This is a genomic window from Roseiflexus castenholzii DSM 13941 (genome assembly GCF_000017805.1).
Lineage (GTDB): Bacteria > Chloroflexota > Chloroflexia > Chloroflexales > Roseiflexaceae > Roseiflexus > Roseiflexus castenholzii.
The window spans coordinates 513996-539570 of the sequence record NC_009767.1; the positions used below are offsets into that span (position 1 = coordinate 513996).

General features: G+C 59.0%; 19 protein-coding genes. 11 read left to right on the forward strand and 8 right to left on the reverse strand.

The window, feature by feature from the left end; genetic code table 11:
• Positions 1 to 612 precede the first annotated feature (612 nt).
• The 5 genes from RCAS_RS02100 to RCAS_RS25475 all read left to right on the forward strand — a co-directional run bounded on the left by RCAS_RS02100 (position 613) and on the right by RCAS_RS25475 (position 4538).
• On the forward strand, positions 613 to 2043 hold the full coding sequence (locus RCAS_RS02100) for a restriction endonuclease subunit M (protein WP_011997943.1): 1431 nt from the start codon (positions 613 to 615) through the stop codon (positions 2041 to 2043).
• Positions 2043 to 3005: a type II restriction endonuclease gene (locus tag RCAS_RS02105; protein WP_011997944.1), complete on the forward strand. Its 963-nt coding sequence runs from the start codon at positions 2043 to 2045 to the stop codon at positions 3003 to 3005. The genes RCAS_RS02100 and RCAS_RS02105 overlap by 1 nt, the downstream gene beginning before the upstream one ends.
• Positions 3006 to 3808: 803 nt before the next feature.
• Positions 3809 to 4060, forward strand: coding sequence for a UPF0175 family protein (locus tag RCAS_RS02110; protein ID WP_011997945.1), 252 nt, complete (start codon positions 3809 to 3811; stop codon positions 4058 to 4060).
• Positions 4053 to 4265: a hypothetical protein gene (locus tag RCAS_RS25470; protein ID WP_198135984.1), complete on the forward strand. Its 213-nt coding sequence runs from the start codon at positions 4053 to 4055 to the stop codon at positions 4263 to 4265. The genes RCAS_RS02110 and RCAS_RS25470 overlap by 8 nt, the downstream gene beginning before the upstream one ends.
• Before the next feature lie 6 nt (positions 4266 to 4271).
• Complete coding sequence (locus RCAS_RS25475; protein ID WP_198135985.1) at positions 4272 to 4538, forward strand: DUF3368 domain-containing protein; 267 nt, start codon at positions 4272 to 4274, stop codon at positions 4536 to 4538.
• Positions 4539 to 4614: 76 nt separating this feature from the next.
• Here RCAS_RS25475 and RCAS_RS02120 read toward each other — a convergent pair whose 3' ends face one another.
• A complete protein-coding gene (locus RCAS_RS02120) occupies positions 4615 to 5766 on the reverse strand; it encodes a transposase (protein ID WP_011997941.1) in 1152 nt (383 codons plus the stop codon).
• A 339-nt stretch (positions 5767 to 6105) separates the two neighbouring features.
• On the opposite strand from RCAS_RS02120, the gene RCAS_RS02125 reads away from it, so the two are divergent.
• The gene (locus tag RCAS_RS02125) at positions 6106 to 8154 is read left to right on the forward strand and encodes a hypothetical protein (RefSeq protein WP_198135986.1); all 2049 of its coding nucleotides are present in this window, start codon (positions 6106 to 6108) and stop codon (positions 8152 to 8154) included.
• 20 nt (positions 8155 to 8174) lie between these two features.
• On the opposite strand, the gene RCAS_RS02130 is transcribed toward RCAS_RS02125, so the two are convergent.
• From RCAS_RS02130 to fsa, 5 genes are all read right to left on the reverse strand, one after another.
• Positions 8175 to 8948 carry an alpha/beta fold hydrolase gene (locus tag RCAS_RS02130; RefSeq protein ID WP_011997947.1) on the reverse strand — a complete coding sequence of 258 codons (774 nt, stop codon included), beginning with the start codon at positions 8946 to 8948 and terminating at the stop codon, positions 8175 to 8177.
• Positions 8949 to 8974: 26 nt separating this feature from the next.
• Positions 8975 to 10546 (reverse strand): class I adenylate-forming enzyme family protein, encoded by a 1572-nt coding sequence (locus RCAS_RS02135; protein ID WP_232280130.1) that lies wholly within the window; start codon positions 10544 to 10546, stop codon positions 8975 to 8977.
• An 874-nt stretch (positions 10547 to 11420) separates the two neighbouring features.
• On the reverse strand, positions 11421 to 12968 hold the full coding sequence (locus RCAS_RS02140; RefSeq protein WP_011997949.1) for an acyl-CoA synthetase: 1548 nt from the start codon (positions 12966 to 12968) through the stop codon (positions 11421 to 11423).
• Between the two features lie 617 nt (positions 12969 to 13585).
• Complete coding sequence (gene tkt / locus RCAS_RS02145; RefSeq protein ID WP_041331431.1) at positions 13586 to 15616, reverse strand: transketolase; 2031 nt, start codon at positions 15614 to 15616, stop codon at positions 13586 to 13588.
• 35 nt (positions 15617 to 15651) lie between these two features.
• The gene (gene fsa / locus RCAS_RS02150) at positions 15652 to 16305 is read right to left on the reverse strand and encodes a fructose-6-phosphate aldolase (RefSeq protein WP_011997951.1); all 654 of its coding nucleotides are present in this window, start codon (positions 16303 to 16305) and stop codon (positions 15652 to 15654) included.
• Positions 16306 to 16445: 140 nt separating this feature from the next.
• Between fsa and rpoD the strand changes: the two genes are divergently transcribed.
• From rpoD to RCAS_RS02170, 4 genes are all read left to right on the forward strand, one after another.
• Positions 16446 to 17663 (forward strand): RNA polymerase sigma factor RpoD, encoded by a 1218-nt coding sequence (rpoD, locus tag RCAS_RS02155; protein WP_011997952.1) that lies wholly within the window; start codon positions 16446 to 16448, stop codon positions 17661 to 17663.
• Positions 17664 to 17728: 65 nt separating this feature from the next.
• Positions 17729 to 18673: an ABC transporter ATP-binding protein gene (locus RCAS_RS02160; protein ID WP_011997953.1), complete on the forward strand. Its 945-nt coding sequence runs from the start codon at positions 17729 to 17731 to the stop codon at positions 18671 to 18673.
• Positions 18666 to 19454, forward strand: a complete 789-nt coding sequence (locus tag RCAS_RS02165; RefSeq protein ID WP_011997954.1) for an ABC transporter permease subunit — start codon at positions 18666 to 18668, stop codon at positions 19452 to 19454. Before RCAS_RS02160 ends, RCAS_RS02165 begins: the two co-directional genes overlap by 8 nt.
• A gap of 74 nt (positions 19455 to 19528) precedes the next feature.
• The gene (locus tag RCAS_RS02170) at positions 19529 to 20266 is read left to right on the forward strand and encodes a response regulator transcription factor (RefSeq protein WP_011997955.1); all 738 of its coding nucleotides are present in this window, start codon (positions 19529 to 19531) and stop codon (positions 20264 to 20266) included.
• A gap of 159 nt (positions 20267 to 20425) precedes the next feature.
• Here the strand turns inward: RCAS_RS02170 and RCAS_RS02175 are convergent, their stop codons facing one another.
• Positions 20426 to 21673 (reverse strand): AAA family ATPase, encoded by a 1248-nt coding sequence (locus RCAS_RS02175; protein ID WP_157042512.1) that lies wholly within the window; start codon positions 21671 to 21673, stop codon positions 20426 to 20428.
• Positions 21674 to 21942: 269 nt separating this feature from the next.
• Here RCAS_RS02175 and RCAS_RS02180 point away from each other — a divergent pair, with 269 nt between their 5' ends.
• The gene (locus RCAS_RS02180) at positions 21943 to 24417 is read left to right on the forward strand and encodes an FG-GAP repeat protein (protein WP_011997957.1); all 2475 of its coding nucleotides are present in this window, start codon (positions 21943 to 21945) and stop codon (positions 24415 to 24417) included.
• Here the strand turns inward: RCAS_RS02180 and RCAS_RS02185 are convergent.
• Positions 24410 to 25432 carry an AAA family ATPase gene (locus RCAS_RS02185; protein ID WP_011997958.1) on the reverse strand — a complete coding sequence of 341 codons (1023 nt, stop codon included), beginning with the start codon at positions 25430 to 25432 and terminating at the stop codon, positions 24410 to 24412. The genes RCAS_RS02180 and RCAS_RS02185 overlap by 8 nt on opposite strands.
• Between the last annotated feature and the right edge of the window lie 143 nt (positions 25433 to 25575).

The following is a 25575-nucleotide window of genomic DNA, read 5'->3' on the forward strand; positions in this document are numbered from 1 at the left end:
TCGCCAAAGTTCTTGTCGCTGGCAAGGTCGGTTTTCGGTCATGGCGAGCCGCTAAAATCGGCGTCACGGTTTCGGCAATTATGCTGGCAGTTTTGAGTCGGGTCTTGTCGGCGGGTCGGTTGGCAAGGTCAAGGTTTCGTCAGGCAAGGTTTTTTTGTCGGTCAAGCGCGTTGCAAAGAGTCTTTTTGGTCAGGTTTGGTTTGGGCTTTGCTTCGGCAACGGCGCTTCCCCATTTCAGGAAATTGGTCAGTTTGGGGTGTTGCCAAAGAGCAAGTCTGTTGTACAATGTGGTCAAGGCAGTTGTGGTTCTGTCTTTGGTCAAGGTGTCTGGCGCAACCCGAAAACGCCCAACACCGTTTGCAGCGGACACATTCGCTGCGCTCAGTGCAGGCAGCGGCTACGCCGCTGAAGGTACGCGCCGCGAGCCAGTGGAGTTGAGTTTAGGCGAAGGAGTCTTGCCCGTCCCGCCGCTGCCGCTGAAACCAACCGTTAGGCAGCCTCTTCGGAATCCAGGCAGCCGGGAAAACTCGGGTCTCGGGGTGAGCAATTAGACGCATTACCAATGACGCGGTATACTTGCCTTAGCAAACTTACAAGAGTGGTTATGAAGTCATGTTGAATCCAGCCAAGGTTTCTGACATTTTGAAAGGCGAGCAGAATATAGGCCTGAGTAAAATAGCCCACTTGGATAAACAGCTATTTCAACGTTTCAAAAGTAAATTCGCCGTTCAGCCCTCACTCTCTCGGCTTCTGGTCAGTTTTCAAGCGAACAAAACCAGGCCTGTTTATCGCTGGTACAAGTTCAAAGAAGCGTTCTCGGCTTCTTTAGTTGAGCATCTATTTCATAAGTATGGCATTACCGCAGGCAGAATCTTGGATCCTTTTGCGGGCAGTGGGACAGCTTTATTTGCCGCAAGTGCGATGGGCATAGATGCGGACGGTATCGAACTATTACCCATCGGTCACGAAATCATTACGGCCAAGCGAATTCTGGATGCAGAATTTACATCCGAAGATTTCGAGAGATTGCGCCGGTGGTCGGAGCTAAGAGTCTGGGAGCAATCAGAAACGCGCGTTCCCTTGCCAGAGCTGCGAATCACACAAGGAGCTTATCCAGGAAAAACAAAAGAAGCCATTGAGAAATATATAGGCGCGTGCCAACAAGAGAACAGCCGCGTCCAGGCTGTCTTGCGCTTTGCTTTACTTTGCGTGTTAGAGTCTATCAGTTTTACTCGAAAGGATGGTCAATACCTTCGGTGGGACTATCGTTCTGGACGTACACACGGTAAGAAGATTTTCGATAAGGGTGAAATTCCAGAGTTCGGGCAAGCCATCAGCGAAAAGCTAAACGAGATTTTAGAAGATGCATCGCCCGTTCACCAAACAACTCTGTTCCCTATTGAAAAACTCCAAGGCCAAATCTGTTTGTATGATGGCTCATGTCTTCAAGTATTGCCCCGATTATCCGATAATGCCTACGATGCCATTATGACCTCACCGCCTTACTGCAACCGTTATGATTATACGCGCACGTATGCGCTGGAATTGGCGTTATTGGGCACAGGTGAACAAGGACTATTACGACTCCGCCAAGAGATGCTCAGTTGCACGGTGGAGAACCGTGCAAAAGACCTGTTAAGTATCAATCCGTTATGGACAACGGCGCTGGCTGCCGCTGATGAGCAGGATCTGTTACAGGCCATCCTGACCTACTTGGAAGACCAAAAAGCGCAAAGAGCCTTGAACAACAATGGTATTCCCAGGATGGTCGGGGGCTATTTCTATGAAATGGCTTGCGTTATTGCAGAATGTGCGCGTGTTCTAAAGCCGAACGCTCCCTTGTTTATGGTCAATGATAATGTCCGTTATGCAGGAGCGAGCATTTCCGTAGATATGATTCTCTCTGATATTGCAGAGAAATTAGGCTTTCAAGTTGACCATATCCTCGTTTTGCCAAACGGCAAGGGAAATAGTAGCCAGCAGATGGGGGAACATGGACGCGAACCCCTGCGCAAGTGTATTTACGTCTGGAGAAAATCGTGATGTCCTTTCCCCCATACCGAAACCATCTTCAGTCTAGTGATGATCTCGTCACGAGTTATGAAGCCACGCGGGCAGGCTTTGTTGCTCTTGCACTTGAAAAGAACCGTCGCTCTACGCCTTATGTCGCCGAAGCAAGAGCATTGCAAGAAGCCGCATCAAGGGCTAAAACACCTGCTGATTTGCTGACCATCAAAGGCATAGAAGCAGGTCTTCTCACGGCGGCAGGATTATCTGACAAGGCTCTGGTTCATCTACAGCCAGAAGACAAGGCGGAAGCCATCAATGGTCTCATCAAGAATTTCCTTGAACCAGCCGGAGAAAAATTTGTTGAAGAACTGGTGTTCAGATTTCTGCTGACGCGTGGCGACGCGCTTGGCGGTTCAATGCGGAATATTGGCGGCGTTTTAGCGCAGAGAAAACTTACCCGCGCGATTATTTCAACGCTGGTGATAGCCGGTATCAGCTATAGATGGCAGCATTCGAAAACCAAGCAGTGGGTTGATATGACAGACGATGACTCGGAAATTGAGTTGTCTTTGCGTGGATTGAGTTGGGAAAACAAGGGCGAACCGCGCACCTTGATGTACAACTTGACCGTTCCTTTGGTGAAGAACAATGTGGATATGTGTGTATTTAACCTTAATCCTGACGATTTGCAGGATCAGGATAAAGGGTATACATCGGCCGCATCTTATATTGCACTCGGCGAACTTAAAGGGGGAATAGACCCTGCAGGCGCAGACGAGCACTGGAAAACTGCGCGAGCAGCCCTTGACCGTATCCGTGAAGCATTTTCTAAAGCGCAACATTCCCCACATATTTTCTTTATAGGTGCAGCGATTGAGAAGAAAATGGCGGTCGAGATATGGGATCAACTGGAAAAGGGATTGCTCACCAACGCCGCTAATTTGAACGATCCGAATCAAATTGCATCGGTTTCTCGTTGGTTATGCACACTGTAATACAAAGATGGCTGCCCAACAAGCGTTTCCAGCCGACCCGCTCCGCTTCGCTTCGCTCCGCTACGCGGGCGGCTGAAACGCGATCCGTTAGGCGCTGGAAGGGAAATGGAGTTTTGAACCTTGTGAATTGAGCCGCTTTGCCGCGATGTGCGCGCTGTGCGCCTGCGAATGGGATACTGCCTGCCGTGAGGGGCATAGGCGCGGGGTGTCTGGGCGATGTCCGCTTGCCAGCCGTGACGCCCGCCGATGGGAAGGTGAAGGCGGCAGGCAGGGACGGGTGAACTGCCTGGGCTGGCGGATGAACGGTCAACGCGCTGGGCTGGCAAAGGCGCGGGTCAGCAGGCGGGTGGTTGGGTCGTGAGGGCTGGCCTGGCAGGCGGCGGGCTTCGGGTTGGCGACAGCGGCTCGCCTGTCCGTGTGTGTGGCGAGAGGCGGCGCAGGTCGGTTGTGTCGGTTTGCGTGGCAGGCAATCGAGCGGTAGTTGAATCTTGCCTGCAAATTTGCTATGATGTCGGTTAATGTTCTGTGCATTGGTTCTTTGCCAGCCGAGAGAAAGGCGTCTTTGGGGCAGGGTGTCTTGCTCCAGTCCTCGAATGCACCCAACACCGTTTGCAGCGGACAGCGGCTTCGCCGCTTGCGGGTATGCGTCGCAAGCCAGCAAGGTAGTTTTTTGGCGAAGGGGTCTTGCCCGTCCCGCCGCTGCCGCTGAAACCAACCGTTGGCACGCCCCTTGCAAAAAGAAGTTGCAATAAAAATTGGCGGTGAAGCGAGTAAAATTAGCGGTGGATAGAAGGAGTAGAGATATGGCTCTCCAGCAAATTACGATTGAAATTCCAGAAAAGGTGCTTCTTGCAGAAAAGACGGACGCCGAGTCTTTTGGGCGTGAAATCCGCATGTTAGCGGCTGTCAAGTTGTATGAAATGGGCAGGCTTTCTTCTGGGCGTGCCGCCGAACTGGCAGGAATGTCCAGAGTTGAGTTTTTGCTCAATTTGAATCGCTATAAGGTCTTTCCCTTTGCCGCAGAACTGGACGATTTAGAAAACGCTCATGCTTAAAGCCGTCAGCAATACTTCGCCGCTTCTTTATCTGTATCGTATTGGCGGTATTGAGTGGCTCCCCAAATTGTTCGACGAAGTTTGGACGCCCGAAGCCGTCAAGAACGAATTGCAAGCAGGCAGAAGTAAAGGTTACGACGTTCCTGATCCTGATAATTACTCGTGGCTGAATATCGTCAATCCAAAATCTATGCCTTCGGAGTGACTTGCTTTGGATTTGGGCGTTGGCGAAATTGCGGCGATGGCTTTGGCTTTGGAAAATCCAGATAGGGTTATTTTACTGGACGATATGCTTGCCCGTCGAACCGCACAAGTCGCAGGGTTGCAAGTTTGGGGAACGTTAAAGATTTTGCTGGAAGCAAAATCTCATGGCATTATTGAGAAGGTTGAGCCATATGTACTGAAATTGGGTAATTCGGGTATGTGGATTTCTTCTGAAATCAAGGAGCGCATTCTCAAACTGGCAGGCGAGTCTTAAGGTCAAAAGCGTGACACCGCTTGCCAAGAAACAGAAAAGGGCTGATTGTCATCATTTTCTACACCCAATCACTGATTCACTGACATTTCTCCTTGGCCAGGTGTCTTGGTGAGAGGGGCTCGAGCGCCAAGTTGGACAAAACCAACCGCAATTTGGGTAAGCGCGCGGTGGTAAGCGCTAACAAACACCGCCTGAGGAATCGCAGGCCTAGTTGGAAGATGCTGAGTTCGCGGCGCTTGCCGCCTGGGTCGAGTTCGGCCTGGACGCTGTGATCGTGGAGCGCCTGCTCGCCCAATTCGTGACGCCAAAGTGTGGCGATTGCGACCGCCAACAACAGGCGTTCTAGCCGTTGCGGGTCTTGGAGGCGTGTATGTTCCAGGTCAAAGCCGCCCGATTTGTCATCGCGGAAACTCTCTTCAATGCTCATACGCCAACCATATTCACGCAACCGCTGGTTGCAGGCGCGCCGATCGCTCATCACGGCCAGCAATTCCGGCGCCTGACCGCGTGCGCCTTTGGTCCAGGTTACAGAGAGGTTGGCAGGCCAGTCCTGCGACTGGGTGATGGCCGCGTTCCGCCAATAGCAGGCTTCCCCAGGCGGCACACCCGGCGCCGCGATGGACAGGCGGCGGCCATCCTCCAGAGTGATGAGGGTGTTGTTGGCCAGTCGGATGACATAATGCCAACCGACTTCCAGACACAGAGCGGCCCATTCTACATCGCGAAAGCCGCGATCGGCCGGAAACACAACGGCGCCGACGCGTGGGGCCAGGAACTCTGCGGCCCGCTGGATCAATGGACGCAACCGTTCGACGCTGGTCAGCCCTTTGCCCGGCACGACCACCCAGGACAAAGGGATGGCACGACTGCCATGTCGCAAGGAGAGACGGAAAATCTGCAAGCGGTCGCCGAAGACCATGACGCCGTCCAGGATCACCGCCGCCTCTGCGGCTTGCCATCCTTGCAACACCTTCTCCAGCAGGGGACGGTAGAATTGCCAGACATCGACGTACACATTCTTCAACCAACGGCGAATGCGAGCAATCCGCCCTTCCGCTTGCGCCGTGAGGGGCAAGTAAAGGGCAATCTTGCTTAATGCGACCGAACCACTGAGCAGAATCCCGCAGACGATCCACAACCAATTCGAGAGGTGATGGGCGTGTTTGACGTCGACAAGCGGACGAATGGGTTCTTCCATTTTCGAGTGCAATTCATCACAGGCGCTCATTGCTTGGCTCCTTGAAGAAGGGTTATATTCTCAAGTGTGCCAAAGCATGGGCGCTCCCATCAAGGTGTGTCATCAGGCAGCCCAGCCATTGAAATCGACGACTGGCCAGACCTTAACCCGCTGCGCGAGGTGCGTTCGCCGGTAAACGCAGCGACCACCTCAGGTCCATCCGATGCCGGAAGACCGGCCACGAGCGATCCCGAAGGTCATTTCAAGGTTTTGTCAGTGAATCAGACCCAATCACTTCTCTGTCCAGCAGAAAGAAAAAAACTACGCCCTTCGCTTTTTCCGCTCGAAAGGCCTCCTGCTACTCCCTGCTGACTTTTATCAGGAAGAACGATGCGGCTTCCAAAAACATTCAGGCAGCTTGCCAATCGGGGTCTGAGCGGTTGCTCAGCCACCAGTGAAGAAATCACTGAAGCCGCAGCCCAGGTTGCTAAACGGAGACTGCCAGGCATGGCGGAAACTACCAAACGAATCTTCGGACTGCTCCGTTCTTCCCCTCCCAATTATACCTACTACGCCGCTGTTTCATCCGGTTGGAAGGCAGGCCCCGGTCTGCCAGGGAGTGTTGCAGCGGACAGCGGCTTCGCCGCTTCAGGGTATGCACGGCGAGCCAGCGCGGAGAATTCCGGCGACATTGCGCTGGAAGGAGACGCCATCGCCGCTTCCCTCTTCGAGCGCATAAACCGCCCGGATTCCGGTCTGCACGTGCTCATCGGCGCCAAGAAGTTCATGGAAGGGTGGAACTCCTGGCGCGTGGCCAGCATGGGCCTTTTGAACATCGGTCGGCAGGAAGGTTCACAAATCATCCAACTCTTCGGGCGCGGCGTCCGCCTGAAGGGCAAAACCATGAGCCTCAAGCGCAGCGCCGCGCTGGAAGGCGGTCATCTCCAACACCTGCACCTGCTGGAAACGCTCAACATCTTTGCGGTACGCGCGAACTACATGGCGCAATTCCGTGACTATCTGGAGCGCGAAGGGGTGGAGGTCGAACCGCCCATCGAACTTTCGCTTCCTGTCTGGGTCAATGAGGATTTCCTCGAGAAAGGTCTGGTCGTGCCGCGCCCGCCGCAGGACCGCGATTTTACAGCGGAAACCGCGCTTCTGCTGGAACCGGACGCGCGCATCCGCGTGCATGTGGATCTGTCGGTCAAGGTACAGGCGATAGAGAGCACGCGCCTGGGCCTGCACACCGCCGACGTGCGCGGCGGTCGGGCGCAGGCGATTCCCGCCGAAAGCCTGGACTGGGTGGATTGGCAGCAGGCCTATCTCGACGTGCTGGCTTACAAAGCGCGCAAAGGATGGAGCAATCTGGTTATCCAACCGGAGACGCTTCGGCAGATTGTCGAACTAAAGGATAAGGGTGTCCCGGTTTGCACGGTAATTGCCGACGAGCGGGTAATTCGGCCGCAATCGTTCAGAGACCGCGCCCTGCTTCAGCAAGTCGTGACGCAACTCCTTTGCCGCTACGTGGACCGCTTGTATCAGGCGCGCCGCGAGCAATGGGATGAGCAAACCATGGTCTATCGGCCGCTTGACGAAAACGATCCCAACCTGGGTTTCAGGCCGCCAGGCGTGAACGAAAAAAGGGCGGGCTATGTGATCAGAGTGCCGCGCTCGGAGCAGCAGTTGGTCGAAGCGATACAAAAGTTACTCAACGATCAGAAACGCCTGTATCAGCAAGAAAACGCCGGCCTGCCGCGCATCCATTTCGACCGTCACCTCTATCAACCCCTGCTGGTAGATATGCCTGGGAAGGCGCAGATTGCCCCGCCTGGGCTGAAGGAGAGCGAAGCGCGCTTTGTGTGCGACCTGCGCGACTACTGGAACGCCGAAAAGAATACATCGCTGGCGGGCAAAGAAGTCTTCCTGCTGCGCAACCTGAGCCGCGGCAAAGGCATCGGCTTTTTTGAGGAACGCGGCTTTTATCCGGATTTCATCCTGTGGGTGGTGGATCAGGCAACAAAAGCCCAGCGTATTGTCTTCATTGAGCCGCACGGCATGTTCCATGCGAAAGCCTACATCCACGACGAAAAGGCGCGTCTGCACGAGCGGCTGCCCGCGCTGGCAGAGGAAATCGGGAAGCGGAGCAGACGGACCGACATTACACTAGACGCCTTTATTGTGTCGGCAACTCCATACGACGACCTGCATCAGCACTATGACGACGGAACCTGGGATCGCGCCAGGTTTGCTGAGAAGCATATCCTTTTCCAAGAACGTGGACGAGATTACGATTACATGAGAATATTGTTCGGGCAGCGAACCGGCGCGTCCTGCGTCGGTGGTGGTCCTGGGGCGCCTGGCGCCCCCCTCTCCGGCGCGCCGTGCGCCGGTGGAAGCGCCGCCGATACAGGATATTCGGCGGCGCAAGACGCCCTGTAAAGCAGCGCACAGCGCCGTCTCTACCGTCTCCCGCTCCGCCACAGGTCGGTCAGCAACTCGACGAACACGGCAGGCGCTTCGATATTCGGCGAATGCCCGACGCCGGGGATAACCATGAACTGTGCACCGAGCGCCTCGGCGGCGCGGCTCGCCACCGGTTGCGTCACCAGAATATCGTTTTCGCCGGCGATGACCAGTTTCGGACAGGTAATCGCGCGCAGCGCATCTCCCGGCGCCCACTGCGCCAGCGTGTTGATTGCTCCCAGCGCCGCTTCGATCCGCTGCTCATGCCCCTCGGCAACGAGCCGATGCCAGAAGGCATCGTCGGGTGCGGTTGGCGCCAGCGCCTTCAACGCCATTGCAAACAGGTCGAAATTTGTCTTCAGCATCTGCTGGCGCTCCGGCGAATTGGCTTCCGCCGGCATGCCATCGACCCACGGTGGCGCAACTGCCGCCAGCGACAGGACGCGATCTCCGTGATCGAGCGCCAATTGCATCGCCACTCCTGCACCGAGCGAATGCCCCACGAGGTGAAAGCGCTCTAAACCGAGCGCATCGGCAAACGTCAGCGTATCCTGCGCCAGCGCTGCCAGACTGTAGTCGTGGTCCGGTCCCTCAGTCTTTCCACGTCCGCGCATATCGGGAGCAATGCCTCGGTACCCCTCCGGCAACAGGTTCAACGTCGGCTCCCACCATCCGCATGTCGCCCAGTTGCCGTGCAACAGGATCACCGGCTCACCGGCGCCTCGCTCGATGTAGTGAACGTTCAGGTCGCCGGCCATTACGAAAGGCATGATGGCACCTCCAGTTCGACATTCACCTAAATCTTACTCTCACGCCCCTTCCAGTACTCGTCGCGCATGACGCGCTTGAGCGTTTTGCCCGCTGCGCTGCGCGGAAAATCGTCCATGATCACGACCTTCGACACCTTCTGATACCCGGCTTCGACGCGCGCATTGATCCATTCCTTCAACTCCTCTGCCGCTACCAGCCCCGGCGCCTTCAGGATGACCGCTGCCAGCGGCGTTTCGCCCCACTTCTCGCTTGGCACGCCGAAGACTGCCGCCTCGCGCACTGCCGGATGCTGCACGATGATTTCCTCGATGTCGCGCGGAAAGACGTTGATGCCACCAGAAATAATCATGTCTTTCTTACGGTCCACCAGGTAGAGGAATCCATCCTCATCAACATACCCCATATCGCCGCTGTGCAGCCAGCCATCGATGATCGCCTGTGCTGTCAGATCGGGACGCTTGTAGTAACCGCTCATCATCAACGGACCGCGCCCGCAGATTTCGCCAACTTCACCCGGCGGCAACTCACGCTGCTGGTCGTCGATGATCTTGATCTCCATGAACGGTGGCGGCACGCCGACCGACGCGAGTTTCTCTCCCCGGTGGTATTTGTCGAGAATAGTCATGAACCCTTCGGTCAGTCCGTACAGTTCGTAGAGGCGGTTAGGAAAGCGCCGTTCGAGTTCGAGTTTGTGCTCCATGTGCAACGGTGCGCCGACTGAGCCAAGCATTTCGATTGACGGCAGATGCTGCTCATCGAAGTCGGGTTCGTTGAGCAGCGCCACGATTTGCGACGGCACCATCTTAATATGTGTCACCTTCTCGCGTGCTGCGGTCTCGATCAACTCGCGGGCATTGAACGCCTTCATCAGGATGTAGGTTGTTCCCAGGTAGAATGCTGGCATGAGCGTGAGGAAGGCGCCGTTGAACACGAGCGCGCCCGCATGCAGAATAACGCTCTCCGGCACGATGCGGTACGACGACGCAAAAATTGTCCCGTACCCGGCGCGCACCCCGTGCGTGAGCACGATGCCTTTCGGCAAACCGGTCGTGCCGCTGCTGTACATAATGTTGTATGGATCATTGGCGTGGAGATCAATCCCGGTTGGATCGTGCTCTGGCATCGGCGCAACGAGTGCCTGATAATCGCGGTATCCCGGTTGATCGGGAGCATCAATGATCAGGAACCGATCCTGCGCAATCGGCAGATCGCCGCGAACCGAGTCGAGCGCCGGCGCATGCGTTGCATCGGTTACCACCGCGGCACTATCCGAGTCGCGCAAGAGTGATGCCAGCCCCTGACCGCGCAGCAGGGTGCTCATCGGCACCACCACCAGACCGGTCTTTGCCGCTGCCCAGTAGACTTCGAGCAACTCCATGCAGTTCGGCAGCACTGTCGCAATCTTGTCGCCTTTGGCCAGCCCCAGGTTCAGGAGCGCATGCGCGACTTTGTTGACCCGCGCATTAAACTCGCAATAGGTCAGCCGCACATCACCGACGATCACCGCAGTGTGATTGGGACGATAGCGCGCATGGCGCGAAAGCAATCCGCCAATGTGCATAGCGCCTCCGCTTCCTTTGTTCAACTTTGAACTCATACCAATTACCTGTGACCATCCGGCATGGTCACCCCGAGCAGAGCGAGGGGCCTGGCGCGAACCCGCTCGGATTCCTCGCTGCGCTCGGAATGACCAGCATGCGGCATCTTCAATCGTTGGTATCACATGTGATGATCCACGAAGGACGCGCAGGAGCACGAAGGAGGGTCAGGCGCCTGCGCCGGTGGGCAAGGATGCCCTTCGCAGGCGCCCGGTCGCAGCCCCTATCCACACCGCTCCGTCCTTCGTGTCTCCTGGTGTTCTTCGAGGACGCAACGATCCCCGAAGGACGCGCCTGCGCCGGTGGGCAAGGACGCCCTTCGCAGGCGCCCGGTCGCAGCCCCTATCCACACCGCTCCGTCCTTCGTGTCTCCTGGTGTTCTTCGAGGACGCAACGATCCCCGAAGGACGCGCCTGCGCCGGTGGGCAAGGATGCCCTTCGCAGGCGCCCGGTCGCAGCCCCTATCCACACCGCTCCGTCCTTCGTGTCTCCTGGTGTTCTTCGAGGACGCAACGATCCCCGAAGGACGCGCCTGCGCCGGTGGGCAAGGACGCCCTTCGCAGGCGCCCGGTCGCAGCCCCTATCCACACCGCTCCGTCCTTCGTGTCTCCTGGTGTTCTTCGAGGACGCAACGATCCCCGAAGGACGCGCCTGCGCCGGTGGGCAAGGACGCCCTTCGCAGGCGCCCGGTCGCAGCCCCTATCCACACCGCTCCGTCCTTCGTGTCTCCTGGTGTTCTTCGAGGACGCAACGATCCCCGAAGGACGCGCCTGCGCCGGTGGGCAAGGACGCCCTTCGCAGGCGCTCGGTCGCAGCCCCTATCCACACCGCTCCGTCCTTCGTGTCTCTTGGTGTTCTTCGTGGACGCAAACTTCAACCTTCAACGACAAACTCCCGTCGCAATGCGCGTTTATCGATTTTGCCCGCACCGGTGCGCGGCAGGGCATCCACGACGATGACACGTTTCGGGATTTTGTACCGCGCCAACCGGTCGCGGCAGTAGTCGAGAATCTGCCGCTCAATGTCGGTTATCTGCTGTCGAGACGCCTCGTGCAGTACGACGACCGCCCACCCTACCTCGCCCCATGTTGCATCCGGTGCGCCGATCAGCGCAACTTCCAGCACTGCCGGATGCCCGGCAATCACTGCTTCCACCTCAGCCGGGTAGATGTTTTCGCCACCCGAAATGATAACATCCTTCAGGCGTCCGACGATGGTGTAGCATCCCTCTTCGTCACGCCGCGCCAGGTCGCCGGTGCGCAACCAGCCATCGACGATTGTTGCCGCAGTTTCCGCCGGTCGCCGCCAGTAACCTGCGCAAACGTGCGCCCCACGAATCTGCAACTCGCCGACTTCTCCGGGTGCGCACGGCTCGCCGCGCTCATTCACCAATCGCAGGTCGATATGCGGTAACGGATAGCCGACTGACCCCGCCTTGTGTTCGATGTCATCATCAGGTAGCCAGAACGTATTCGGTCCGGCTTCGGTCAACCCATACCCGGTGCGGAAGGGCACCCCCCGGCGGCGGAAGGTCTCGAAGACCGGCGGCGGGCATGGCGCGCCGCCGCTGATCATCCAGCGCACTCGTGAGAAATCTGCCGTCTCCCAGCGCGGATGGCGCTGGAGCGCCAGGAACATCGTCGGCACGCCGAAATAGATGGTAACGCCCTGCTGTTCAATCAGATCGAACACCTGATCTGGATCGAATTGGCGGCATACAATCGACATACCGCCGATATGCGCCAGTGGCGCTGTGAACACATTCAGCCCGCCGGTGTGAAATAACGGCGCGTTGAGGATGGTCACATCATCGGGGCGCAACCCCCATCCGGCGACGGTGTTGACCACATTGAAGAAGACATTGCCGTGCGTCAGGATCGCGCCCTTTGGCAATCCCGTTGTGCCGCCGGTGTAGCAGATGATCCAGGGAGTATCCGCCGTGAGATCGACCGCCTGAAGCGGCGTATCGGGGTATGCGTCGCGTTCGGCAAAAACGGGGTCGCCAGGATCGGCGCGGCAGTCGGCATCGAGTGCAATGCCTGGAGTCACGATCCCGGCACTGCGCAGCGCGCGCACCTGTTCGACGAAATCCGGTCCGTAAATCAGAAGCGCCGGTTCGGCATCGGCGATCAGTCCGGCAAGTTCCGTTGGTGTGAGCCGCCAGTTGAGGTTCTGGAGAATGGCGCCGAGTTTACCGCAGGCGAACCAGATATCCAGATAGGCGACGCAATTCATCGCCAGCACCGCCACCCGGTCGCCAGGCTGTACTCCAAACCGTCCAGCGAGGAATCGAGCAGTGCGACTGACATTCGTATGCCACAGGCGAAACGTGATCGGTCGAAGGTTATCAGCGGCGTCCAGGAGTGCAATCCTGTGCGGCGTTAGATCGGCTCGCCGCGCCAGCCAATCTCCGATGTACATCGCCCCCTCCTTGGACCGTCACAGCAGATTTGGTGAACCACAGAGACACAGAGAACACAGAGGGAACCACGTTCGTATGGTTCAAGCAGCCCGCTTGACCCTACTTATACCAATGACGATTGACGATGCCGCATGCGTGTCATTCCGAGCCCTTCGCTTCGCTCAGGGTAAACGCAGCGCGGAATCGAAGCGGGTCGCGCACGACCCCTCGCGCTGCTCGGGGTGACCATGCCGGATGGTCACAGGTCATTGGTATTACTCACTGTCCCACGTTCAACATGCACCGCTTTCCTTCACGCAACCCCTGACTCCATCCCTCTTGCCTCGCCACCAATGCGAGATACATCTCGCGCGACGCGATGGTCGGGTCCCTCGCCTCACGCCTCTCGCCCCCTCCTCGGACCGTCACAGCAGATTTGGTGAACCACAGAGACACAGAGAACACAGAGGGAACCACGTTCGTATGGTTCAAGCAGCCCGCTTGACCCTACTTACTCGCTGTCCCACGTTCAATATGCACCGCTTTCCTTCACGCAACCCCTGACTTCACCCCTCACCCCTCACCCCTCACCCCTCTCACCTCTCGCCTCTCACCTCTCACCTCTCACCTCTCGCCTTCAACCTTCCCGTCCTGAAACCCGCGCATACACCTTCAGCGCCCGCTCGACGACATTCTCAACGGTGAACCCATACTGCTGGAACACAACCTGATACGGCGCTGAAGCTCCGAACGTCTCCACGCTGATACAGGCGCCCTGATCGCCGACCCAGCGTTCCCACCCCTGCGCCACACCCGCCTCAATCGCCAGCCGCGCGCGAACATCCGGCGGCAACACGCTCTCGCGATATTCCTGGGGTTGCAAGGCAAACAATTCCCATGACGGAAAACTGACCACGCGCGCCGCTACACCGTGTTCCCGCAGCGCCGCCTGCGCTGCGAGCGCCAGCGCTACCTCCGAACCGCTCGCCATCAGAATGATGTGCAGCGTCTCTTCTTCAGCGTCGCATAACACATATGCGCCGCGCCGCACATTTTCGGCAGGCGCCAGCGCCGACCGGTCGAACACCGGCAATTTCTGCCGGCTCAAGATCAGCGCTGTGGGACCATCGGCGCGTTCGAGGGCGATCTGCCAGGCGATCACCGTTTCGTTCGCATCGGCAGGACGGATGACCCACAGGTTCGGAATGGCGCGTAGCGCCGCCAGATGCTCGACCGGTTGGTGCGTTGGACCGTCTTCCCCCAGACCAATACTATCGTGGGTAAAGACATAGACGACCGGATGATGCGACAACGCCGCCAGGCGAATGGCGCCGCGCATATAATCCGAAAAGACCAGGAACGTCCCGCCATATGGCCTGACACCGCCGTGCGCCGCCATGCCATTGAGGATCGCCCCCATCGCATGCTCGCGCACACCGAACCAGATCACCCGCCCGGTGCGGCAGTTTGCCTGAAAACTCGTCGTTGTCGCATACGGCGTTTTGGTGCTTTCCGAGAGATCGGCAGACCCGCCGATCATCCAGGGAATTGCCTCATACAGCGCCTGGATCGTCTTCCCGGACGCCTCGCGCGTCGCCAGGTCGCCGCCGGTCGGGCTGAACGTCGGCAGGCGCTCTATCCAGCCTTCCGGCAGCGTTCCCGCCAGCGCCTGGCGCAACCCGCGCGCTTCGGTCGGATATGCTGCGGCATACGCCTCGAAGCGCGCCTGCCAGTCGCTGCGCAGGGCAGCGCCGCGTTCCCGCGCCAGACGCATCAATGCGTGAACCTCTTCTGGCACGAAGAATGCGGCATCCGGATTCCACCCCAACGCCTGTTTCGTGGCGCGCACGCCTTCGGCGCCGAGCGGGCTGCCATGCACCTTGCTCGTGCCGGCCAGCGGGCTGCCATAGCCAATGATCGTGCGCACTGCAATCAGTGATGGTCGATCCGTCACAGCCTGCGCCTCGCGGATCGCCGCCTCGATGGCATCGAGGTCATTGCCATCGGGAACGCGCGCCGTATGCCAGCCATACGCCGCGAAGCGCAGCAACACATCCTCAGTGAACGCCAGGCTGGTCGGACCATCGAGCGAAATATGGTTGTCGTCGTACAGGTAGATCAACTTGCCCAGCTTCAAATGCCCTGCGAGCGACGCCGCCTCGGCAGCCACCCCCTCCATCAGATCGCCATCGCTGACAATCGCATACGTGTAATGATCAAAGAGCGTATGACCGGGACGGTTGTACGTCGCAGCCAGAAATGCCTCGGCAAGCGCCATGCCCACGCCATTCCCAAACCCCTGACCCAATGGACCGGTGCTCACCTCGACCCCTGGCGTCAGATGGCGTTCCGGATGCCCGGGCGTTTTCGATCCCCACTGACGGAAGCGCCGCAGTTCATCGAGCGAGAGGTCGAAGCCGGTCAGGTGCAGCAGACTGTAGAGGAGCATCGAGCCGTGACCGGCGGAAAGAACGAAGCGATCACGGTCGGGCCAGGACGGATCGACCGGATCGAAACGCAAAAAGCGTGTCCACAGCACATACGCCATCGGCGCTGCGCCCAGCGGCATACCGGGATGCCCGGAATTGGCAGCCTGTACGGCATCGATTGCAAGCGTGCGAATCGTATTGATAGCAAGCCGGTCAAGATCGGTGTATGAAGATGTCATAATCATTTTTCAAAGAAGGCGCGACCCGTTTTGTGTCACCTGCCCTGCTGCCAGGCTTTCCAATCCGCCAGGAAACGTTCGATCCCAATATCGGTCAGCGGATGGCGCATACTCTGCTCAAGCACCTTGAACGGGCACGTGGCAATATCCGCGCCTGCCAGCGCCGCCTCGACGATATGGCGCGGGTGACGGATCGATGCCGCCAGCACCAGCGTCGAAATGTTGTGCGCTCGGTAGATTTGCACAATCTCGCGGATCAGACTCATGCCATCGACCCCTACATCGTCGACACGCCCGACGAACGGGCTGATGATGAAGGCGCCGGCGCGCGCCGCCATGAGCGCCTGCACCGCGTTGAAGCAGAGTGTCACGTTGCAGCGGATGCCATCACGCGCCAGGCGTGAGACCGCTTTCAACCCTTCGGTCGTGCTTGGCACCTTGACCACGACATTCGGATGCCAGGTTGCGAACTCGCGCCCCTCGCGCACCATGCCGTCCGCGTCGAGCGAGGTCGCCTCGGCGCTGATGGGACCATCAACGAGACTTGCAATCTCCTGAATGGTCGCCTTGAAATCGGCGCCCTTTTCCTTTGCCATAAGCGATGGGTTTGTCGTAACGCCGCTGAGCACGCCCCAACTGGCAGCGGTGCGAATTTCGTCCAGATTGGCGGTATCGAGATAGATCTGCATGGTCCACTCCTTACTGTTCCTGGTTCCTGGTTCTCGGTTCTCGGTTCTTGGTTCTCGGTTCTTGGTTCTCGGTTCTCGGTTCTCACAGATTATAGCACGGCATCGACAGGACAGGTACTAGTGCAAAATAGTCCTTGAAGATGTGCGACTTTTGTGCTATCTTACCATATGCACATTATAATAGGCCGTTATGCACAGAAGGCTGGTGGAATGTGAAAGAACCCCTCGACTCCTTCCTGGCCACGGCCCACGAGTCGCAGACCTCTCCGCGCAATCACGTTCGTGTCCATCGTCCTGTTGCCGAACCGGCGTCCGAGACTGTCGAACGAATACTTGAGCGTACTGTCGGCGATCACGATCTCTTCGATCACCACGCCGACCCGTGTCATGCCCTCCACGAGCAGGACGACGACTCGCTGGATCACGATCTCGACGCCGATGTTGACGGCATAGGAGTCGATGATCCGGTCCGGGTCTACCTCCGTGAGATCGGACGGGTCAACCTGTTGACTGCACAGGAAGAGATCATGCTGGCGCAACAGGTCGAACGCGGCGAGCAGGCGAACGAACGGTTGCAGAATGGCGATTACACTCCGGTTGAACGCCTCCAACTTCACCGCTGGGTTCAGGAAGGTCAGGCGGCGCGCGAGCGCCTCATCCAGGCGAACCTGCGCCTGGTCGTATCCATTGCCAAAAAGTACCTTGGGCGCGGTATGTCCCTGCTCGACCTGATCCAGGAGGGCAACATCGGTTTAATGCGCGCCACCGAAAAGTTCGATTATCGCAAAGGGTACAAGTTTTCGACGTATGCCACGTGGTGGATCCGCCAGGCGATCACGCGCGTGATCGCCGATCAGAGTCGCACGATCCGCCTGCCGGTGCACGTTGGCGAAACGATCAATCGGGTGATGCGCACCAGCAACCGCATCCAGCAGACGACCGGGCGCGACCCGACGCCGGACGAAATCGCGCTTGAACTCGGCATTCCGGTTGAGAAGGTGCGGCGGGTGCTGGAAGCCGCGCGCCAGACGATCTCGCTCGAAACTCCGATTGGCCCAGAAGGGGATTCGGTGCTGGCGGATTTCATCGAGGATGGCAAGGGCGCGACGCCGATGGAAAGCGCATCGAGCCATATTCTGCGCGAACAGATCGACAGTGCGCTCGAGAAGTTGCCCGAACGCGAACGCCGCATCATTCAGTTGCGCTATGGGTTGTACGATGGGCACTACCGCACTCTGGAAGAGGTCGGGCGCGAGTTTGGCATCACTCGCGAGCGCATTCGTCAGATCGAGGCGCGTGTGCTGCGCAAGTTGCGCCATCCGCACTATGGGCGCGGTTTGCGTGGTTATCTCGAATAACGCCGCCACGGCAAGCGGCGCTCCCCGGCGCACTGCATTCGCCGCTTGCCGTACCTTCCCCTCCTATGAACGCGATTGAAACCTGTGATCTGACCCGCGCCTTTGGCGAGCGCGTTGTGGTTGAGCGCCTGACACTCGCAGCGCCGCGCGGCGCGGTGTTTGGCTTTCTTGGTCCAAATGGCGCCGGGAAGACTACCACAGTGCGCATGCTGGCGGCATTGATCGCACCAACCTCCGGCAGTGCGGTGGTGGCAGGGTATCGTCTCGGCGAAGACGATCAGATGATCCGGCGTCATGTCGGGTTGCTCACTGAAAGCCCTGGATTGTATGATCGCCTTAGCGCGCGCCAGAATCTGATCTTCTTTGCGCGCCTCTACGATCTCGATACACCCCGCGCCGGGATGCAAACGGAGCGGTACCTGCGCATGCTTGGGCTGTGGGAACGGTGCGATGATCCGGTCGGCAGTTTTTCAAAGGGTATGCGACAGAAACTGGCCATTGCGCGCGCCCTGCTGCACGAACCACAGATTATCTTTCTCGACGAGCCAACCGCCGGTCTCGACCCGGAAGCTGCGCGCACCGTGCGTGAGTTCATCAAGGAGTTGCGCGCCGAGGGACGGACCATTTTCCTGACGACTCATAATCTTCCAGAAGCTGACGAGTTGTGCGATTTGATCGCCGTCTTTCGCATACGTCTTCTGCGTATTGGCGCCCCTGCGGCCTTGCGCGCTGAACTGTTCGGCGCTGGCGTGCGCATCCGTATTGCAGGCGCCGCCGAATCTTTCATGGACGCAGTGCGCGCCCTTCCGTTCGTTCACGCCGCCGCCGCTGACGGTGACGCGCTGAACGTCTCGCTCGACAACCCCGATGAGCACAACCCGATCCTGGTGCGCGCGCTGATCGATGCCGGCGCCGCTATCCGGTATGTCGAACCGCGTGAACCTACGCTGGAAGACGTCTATCTGCAACTGGTGCGCGAAGGAGAACCGCAGGAGCAGACATATGCGTAAAGCGCTCATCATTCTGGAGAAAGAATGGCTCGAACTGCGCAGTGAACGCACCCTATGGATGACGATCCTGATCCCGCCCTTGCTGCTGACGATTCTGCCCATCGTGGCGGTGTATCTGATTGGCGTCACACCCGATGAGGACACCGCTCAACTCGGCGCCATCGTCGCCGATCCGTCGCTTGCCGGGTTACCGGAACCAGAGTTGGGACAGGCAGTGATGGGGAAGCAGTTTGGGTCGATGTTTCTATTGATGCCGTTGCTCATTCCCTCGGCAATCGCCTCGTACAGTATTGTTGGCGAGAAGACACGTCGCACGCTGGAACCGCTTCTGGCAGCGCCGATTGAGACATGGGAACTGTTACTTGGCAAATGCCTGGCTTCCCTTGTCCCATCCATGCTGATCAGTTGGGGATGTGCATTGATATTCGTCCTGGCGCTGCGCCTGGTCGTCCTCAGTGATCGGGTGTACCAGGTCATCCTTGAGGGTGGGTGGTGGGTGCTGCTGCTGCTCGGCTCACCGTCGCTGGCATTGCTCATGGTTGCAGCGACCGTCGCGGTTTCGGGGCGGGTCAATGATCCGCGCACCGCACAGCAAGTTGCAGCCGTTGTGGTTGTGCCGATCCTGGCGCTTTTCGTGGCGCAGTTGCTCGGTGTGGTGGTGCTGACGCCGTTGCTGGCGTTCATTGCGAGCGCGGCGCTGGCATTCCTGGCAGCACTCGCCTTTGCCGGCGCCATTGCTCTGTTTGAACGTGAAAATATCTTAACCCGCTGGACTTCCTGACCCCGCTTTCCCCTCTTTACGTCTGGCGCAAGAGTCGTTATACTGCACACAGTACGGAGAAACATGGTACTACTATGCGACTCATACGCCGACTTGCCGAACGCGCCCACGAAGAGAACGTTCATCCGCGCCGCATCCTGATTGCGGACGATGATCCGTCGATTGGCACGCTGATTCAGGTGACGTTGAAAGATCCGCGTTACGAGATCGTTGCGGTGAAGAACGGGCTGGAAGCACTGAAAGCGTTTGACGAATCAAAGTTCGACGTGGTCATCCTCGACGTTATGATGCCGTATGTCGATGGTTTTGAGGCGTGCCAGCGCATTCGCGAGCGCTCCGATGTTCCGATCATCATCCTGACTGCTCGCGATGGTACTGACGATATTGTGCATGGTTTCGAACTCGGGGCCGACGATTACATCACCAAGCCGTTCAAGACCGCCGAGTTGATTGCGCGCGTCGATGCCATTCTGAGGCGTGTCGAGGGGTACAAGCATCGTGTTGCGCCGCCGATCGTTCGCGTGGGCGAGATCGAAATCGACGAACCGCGCCACCGCGTGACAGTACGCGGCAAGGAAGTCAACCTGACGCCGATGGAATTCGAGTTGCTCTACTTCCTTGCCGCCAACGCTGGCCATGTGTTCGATCGCGAAACCCTCTTTCGCGAAGTCTGGGGGTACGACTATGTCGGCGAGACGAACCTGGTGGATGTCTGCGTGCGCCGGCTGCGCGAGAAAGTCGAATCTGAACCTTCGCGTCCGCGTCTGATCCTGACGGTGCGTGGCGTCGGCTACAAAATGGCGGAAGCGTAATACCAATTCCCTGTGAACATCCGGCATGGTCCACCCCGAGCGGCGCGAGGGGTCGTGCATGACCCGCTCAGATTCCGCGCTGCGTTTACCCTGAGCGAAGCGAAGGGCTCGGAAGACACGCATGCGGCATCGTCAATCGTCATTGGTATAATTCCGTCGCTACGTCCCGCGCATCAGGCTCAACAAGCCGCGTCGCCCCTTCATACCCGGCAAAGCGTTCTTCCCGGATTTCTTTTCGCCCGAATGCTGGAGTGAAATCAGGTTTGCGCTGTCGCCGGCCACATACGCCGCCAGGCGCAGCAGACTCTGGCTTGCCCAACTGTGCGGCTGCGCCATGACAATTGGCACGCCGCGGTTGATGCTGTGCGTGATCGGTTGTCCTTCACTCGGAATGTTGGCGCCGACCGGGTAGCGCAGGTGCTTTTGCACATCGTGCAACGCAATGCCGTTAACGCTTGGGAAGCGGTTGAGCACCAGCGTGATCCGTCCCCGCGTCAGTTCATTGCGCGTGAGATACTCCAGAAAGCCCTTCGTATTGCGCAACGCCGGAACTTCCGGCGTGGTGACGACCAGCACATCGTCTGCTCTCTGGAGCAGGGTTTCGGTGACTTCATCGAGGAATGACCAGGTATCGCATACCACATAGGTGTGACGCCCCAGCAGACCCTGCAACACCGCAATCATCGCCTCGCCTGAGATGTCGCCGGCTGCTTCAAGTTCGTGCGGCGCCAGCAATACCTTGACGCCGGAACTGTGTGTCTGTAGCACTTTCTCGAAGAGCGTATCATCGAGCTCGCCAGCATGCAGTACCAGATCGTGCAGGGTGTGGCGCGACCAGATATTCAACTGAACACCGACATCGCCAAACTGCAACCCTATGTCGGCGAGCGCAACGCTGGTGTTCGTCACCTGGCGCAGCGCAACCGCCAGATTGGTGGCGATGGTCGTGGCGCCAACTCCGCCTTTTGGCGCCACGACAACCACCAACCGCCCTGCTTGCCGATCACCTGTCGAGGCGGCGCGAACGGCGCGATTACGTTCCGCTGTTACCACCGAACGGATGCTGTTCATGATGTCAGCATGGTGAATCGGACGACTGATGACATCACGCGCACCGGCCATCACCAATCGCCGCAACGTGGGCACATCTGCCGATGGAGTGACAGCAATGCAGTGCGTGGCAGGAACATGGGTGAAGATTTGCCGGATCGCCGCTTCAACCTGATCGACGTCACGATCCACAATGACTAGATCGGGACGGCTCTGCCGGGCAAGAAGGACGCCGGCAGCCACACTGCCCACGCGATCAAGATGCTCAATCTCCGCCTCGCGCGCCAGACGATTGATCCACTCCTGATCGAGTTGATCGGGTGATGTGATCACAATAAGACGAATCGCTCTGGTCATCGCCGACATTACCCTTTCTTCTCTGCACGCGCGCGTTTGATTGGCGCTCCCTCGTATAACGGCTGGCTGCGCCGTTTGGTCACGCATGTTGGATAACACCTTTTTCACATCGCGTTCATATTCTGTCCAGAGTCATGAGATAAAGTAGTACCCACGACAACGGTCCATCTATTGGTACTTTGGTCATCATCTCTGCTTGTGGTTTGCCTGATATGATAAGAGCAGCATGAGGCTAACATCCCTACAAGCGTCGTCACAGGAGGCGTCTCATGCGCCATCCCGCCATGTTCAGTGCGCGTCTTGCCGGCGTCCTGGTGATCGCGCTGATTGCGTTCTTGACGCCCGTTCGTTTGGCGCTGCCGCAATCATCCCTGAACTTCACGCAAACGAAACTGACTGCCGCTGATGCCGCTCAGTACGATTATTTCGGTCTGTCAGTCGCGCTTGCAGGTGACACGGCAATCGTTGGCGCCTACGGCAAGTCGGACCTGGCGCCCAACGCTGGCGCCGCCTACGCTTTTGCCCGCAGCACTGCATCCTGGGTGCAGCAGGCGCGTCTTGGCATATCCGATGTTCTGGCAGGCGCGTACCTCGGCGCAGTAGTGGCGACCGATGGCGTGCAGACAGCGGTGGGAGCGCCGTATGCCGGCATTGATGCGCAGGATGCCGGCGCGGTTTATCTCTTCTCGAACGCTAGCTGGCAACGCCAGGCGATCATCACTCCCGCTGATCCTGAATCACCGGCGCAGTTTGGCGGCGCTATCGCAATCGGTCAGAACACGCTGATCGTTGGTGCGCCGTTGCACGACTCCTACGGCAGGGATGCTGGCGCGGTCTATGTCTTCGCCTTCGATGGCGTTGCGTGGGTGCAACGCCAGAAACTGATCGGCGCCGATGTTGTTCCTGGCGACCGCTTCGGCAGCGCACTGGCGCTGAGCGATGGCTGGCTTGCGGTCAGCGCGCCACTGCATGGCGCGGGTGGGGCGGTCTATCTCTTCGAATTCGATGGCGTTGCCTGGGTGCAGCGGCACAAAGTGTCCGCTGGCGACACGATTGCCGGAGATCGCTTCGGCAGCGCACTGGCGTTGAACAATGGCTGGCTTGCGGTTGGGGCGCCATTGCATCGCGTTACCGGCAGTTTCAGCGGAGCCGTCTATCTTTTTGAGTTTAACGGCGCGTCCTGGCCGCAGCGCCAGAAGTTCGTAGCAAGCGATACGGTCGCCAGCGATCGCTTCGGTAGCGCACTGGCGCTTTCCGGTCAGCGACTCGTCGTCGGAGCGCCATTGCATAGTGCGAACGGACCTGCCAGTGGCGCAGTCTATGTGTTCGACCGTAGCGGCGCAACCTGGATCGAACGCGCAAAACTGATCGGCAGCGACACCGATAGCGGTGATCGCCTCGGTTGGTCGGTTGACATCGATGGCAATACCATTATTGCCGGGGCGTATGGCGATGCGCTCTTTGGTCCGGCAACCGGTGCAGCGTATGTTTTTGTCGATGTGACCGGTGCAGGGGCAACCAATACGCCGTTACCGATCGTCACCGCCACGCCAACGGCGACGGCCACGCCAACGGCGACGGCCACGCCAACGGCGACGGCCACGCCAACGGCGACGGCCACGCCAACGGCGACGGCGACGGCCACGAACACGGCCACGGCGACGCCAACGGCGACGGCCACTGCCACGAACACGGCGACGGCGACGGCCACACCAACGGCGAGCCACACGGCGACGGCAACGGCAACGGCGACGTCCACTGCCACGAACACGGCGACGCCAACGCCAACGGCGACGCCAACGGCAACGGCGACAGCCACGAACACGGCAACGGCGACGGCCACTCCTGTGCCGACGGCCACACCGACGGCCACGCCAACGGCCACTCCTGCGCCGACGGCCACACCGACGGCCACACCGACGGCGAGCCACACGGCAACGGCGACGTCCACTGCCACGAACACGGCGACGCCAACGGCGACGCCAACGGCGACGGCCACTGCCACGAACACGGCCACGGCGACGGCCACTGCCACGAACACGGCGACGGCGACGCCAACGGCGACGGCGACGCCAACGGCGACGGCAACGGCAACGGCGACGGCGACGGCGACGCCCACACCAATGGCGACGGCCACACCGTCACCGACGGCAACCGTCACGCCTGTAATCCTGCGTCCGTTTCTCGCATGTGTTGCGCGGCGCGCACCGGCAGGTTATGTCGCGCTCTTCGGCTACGAGGTGCAAGGTGATGCGTCTGTGCAGGTTCCAATCGGCGCCGACAATCGCTTCAATCGCTATCGAGAGAACCTTGGGCAGCCGACGACCTTCGAGCCAGGGAAGCGCAGAGTTGCATTTGCGGTGGTTTTCGATGGTCTGCCGCTCACATGGTCGCTGAATGGGCAGACAGTCACGGCTCATGCGAATTATCCGATCCGCTGTGGCAGCGATGCCGTGCTCCGTATTCAGCCCATTCTGGAATGCACGCTGCCCGATGGCAATGGCGCTTCGATTGCGCGGTTCGGCTATCGGAACGATAACGCCTTCAATGTTGCCGTGCCCGTTTGGTGGCAGAATTTCTTTGTTCCGCGACCGATCCAACGCGGCCAGCCAATCGTATTTGCGCCCGGTCGTCATCGGAATGTTTTCTCAACCGGTTTCTCACAGGGGGCGTTGGTGTGGCTCCTCGATGGACGGATCGCGGTAGCGACCGACTCGCCGGTGCAGGCGTGCCGGTTCAACTGACGCGGCAGCGATACCACCATGCCAGCGCAATTGCCAGACCCGGCAACGCCACGAGCGCGGCAGTGACGGCGTTGTTGGTGACGACAAGGGCAAGGAGCGCTGCCAGCGGAGGGATCGCGAATAGCAGGGCGCGTGGCGCTTCAGGAACCAGGAATCCGACGGTCTCTTTTGGACGTTTGTCGGTGCGGAGGGCGCCATACCGCGGTCTGATCGCGTCGGATCGCTCCTCTCCTGTGAAGGCTTCTGGCGGCAGCGGCGCACCCGGAATCGGGCGCTCCCGCGCTTCGGCGAGGAACGCTGCGCACCAATCGCGCCCGTCGCGCCGACTCTCAAAGAGATGGTAGGCAGCGCGCTGGAGATACGCCGGATGCCCGGCGCTGATACTGGCGAGAACCCGCAGTTCACCTGGTGTGAAACTGACATTCGTGCCTTCGAGATATGTCTCTGCAAACAGGCGCACTTCCGCAGGCGCAAATGAACCCAGGCGCACGCTCACAAACCGTTCACTGAGAAGCGGCATCTCCCCTGCCGCAGCCACCACCAGAATCAACCGCCCGCCGCGCGCAATGCGCGCCAGCGTGTCGAGCAACGTTTCACCCCAACCTGCGCGTATAGCCCGGTGCGCATCATCCAGGCAGAGGAGCACCGGCGTCTCCTGTTCGAGCAACGCCACTTCCAGCGCCGACGGCGTCGAACCCGGCACGCCCAGCGCCTGAAGCACCGTCTGATAGACATCCTCTGGCGTTGCCGCCTCATGAAGCGCCAGATAGAAGGACGGGAGCAGCGGTTCTTCAAGGTGAACCGCCGCTGATGCCGTGATGTGCGTCAGCAGCGATGATTTGCCGATGCTTGCCGGACCGGTGACCATCACCGGACGGCGGACTTCGATGGCGTCGAAAATGAGCGACAGTTCGCGCCAGCGCCCGGCGAAGCGCGTGGCGTCGGTAATGCGCGCGCGCTGGACGAAGGGGTTTTCCAGCGGCGCATCGGCATACGATGTTGCGCCAGAAGTCACAGAATGAACACTCTCCAGTCAGCCAGCGCGCGCGTTGCGACGCTCACTCCTATCGTACCATATTCAGGGGATGGTTTGGGGGCGGATGTGCGGGATACGTCATTCCAGCACCCCTCCGATGTGCAGACAGGCGCGGACGTCTT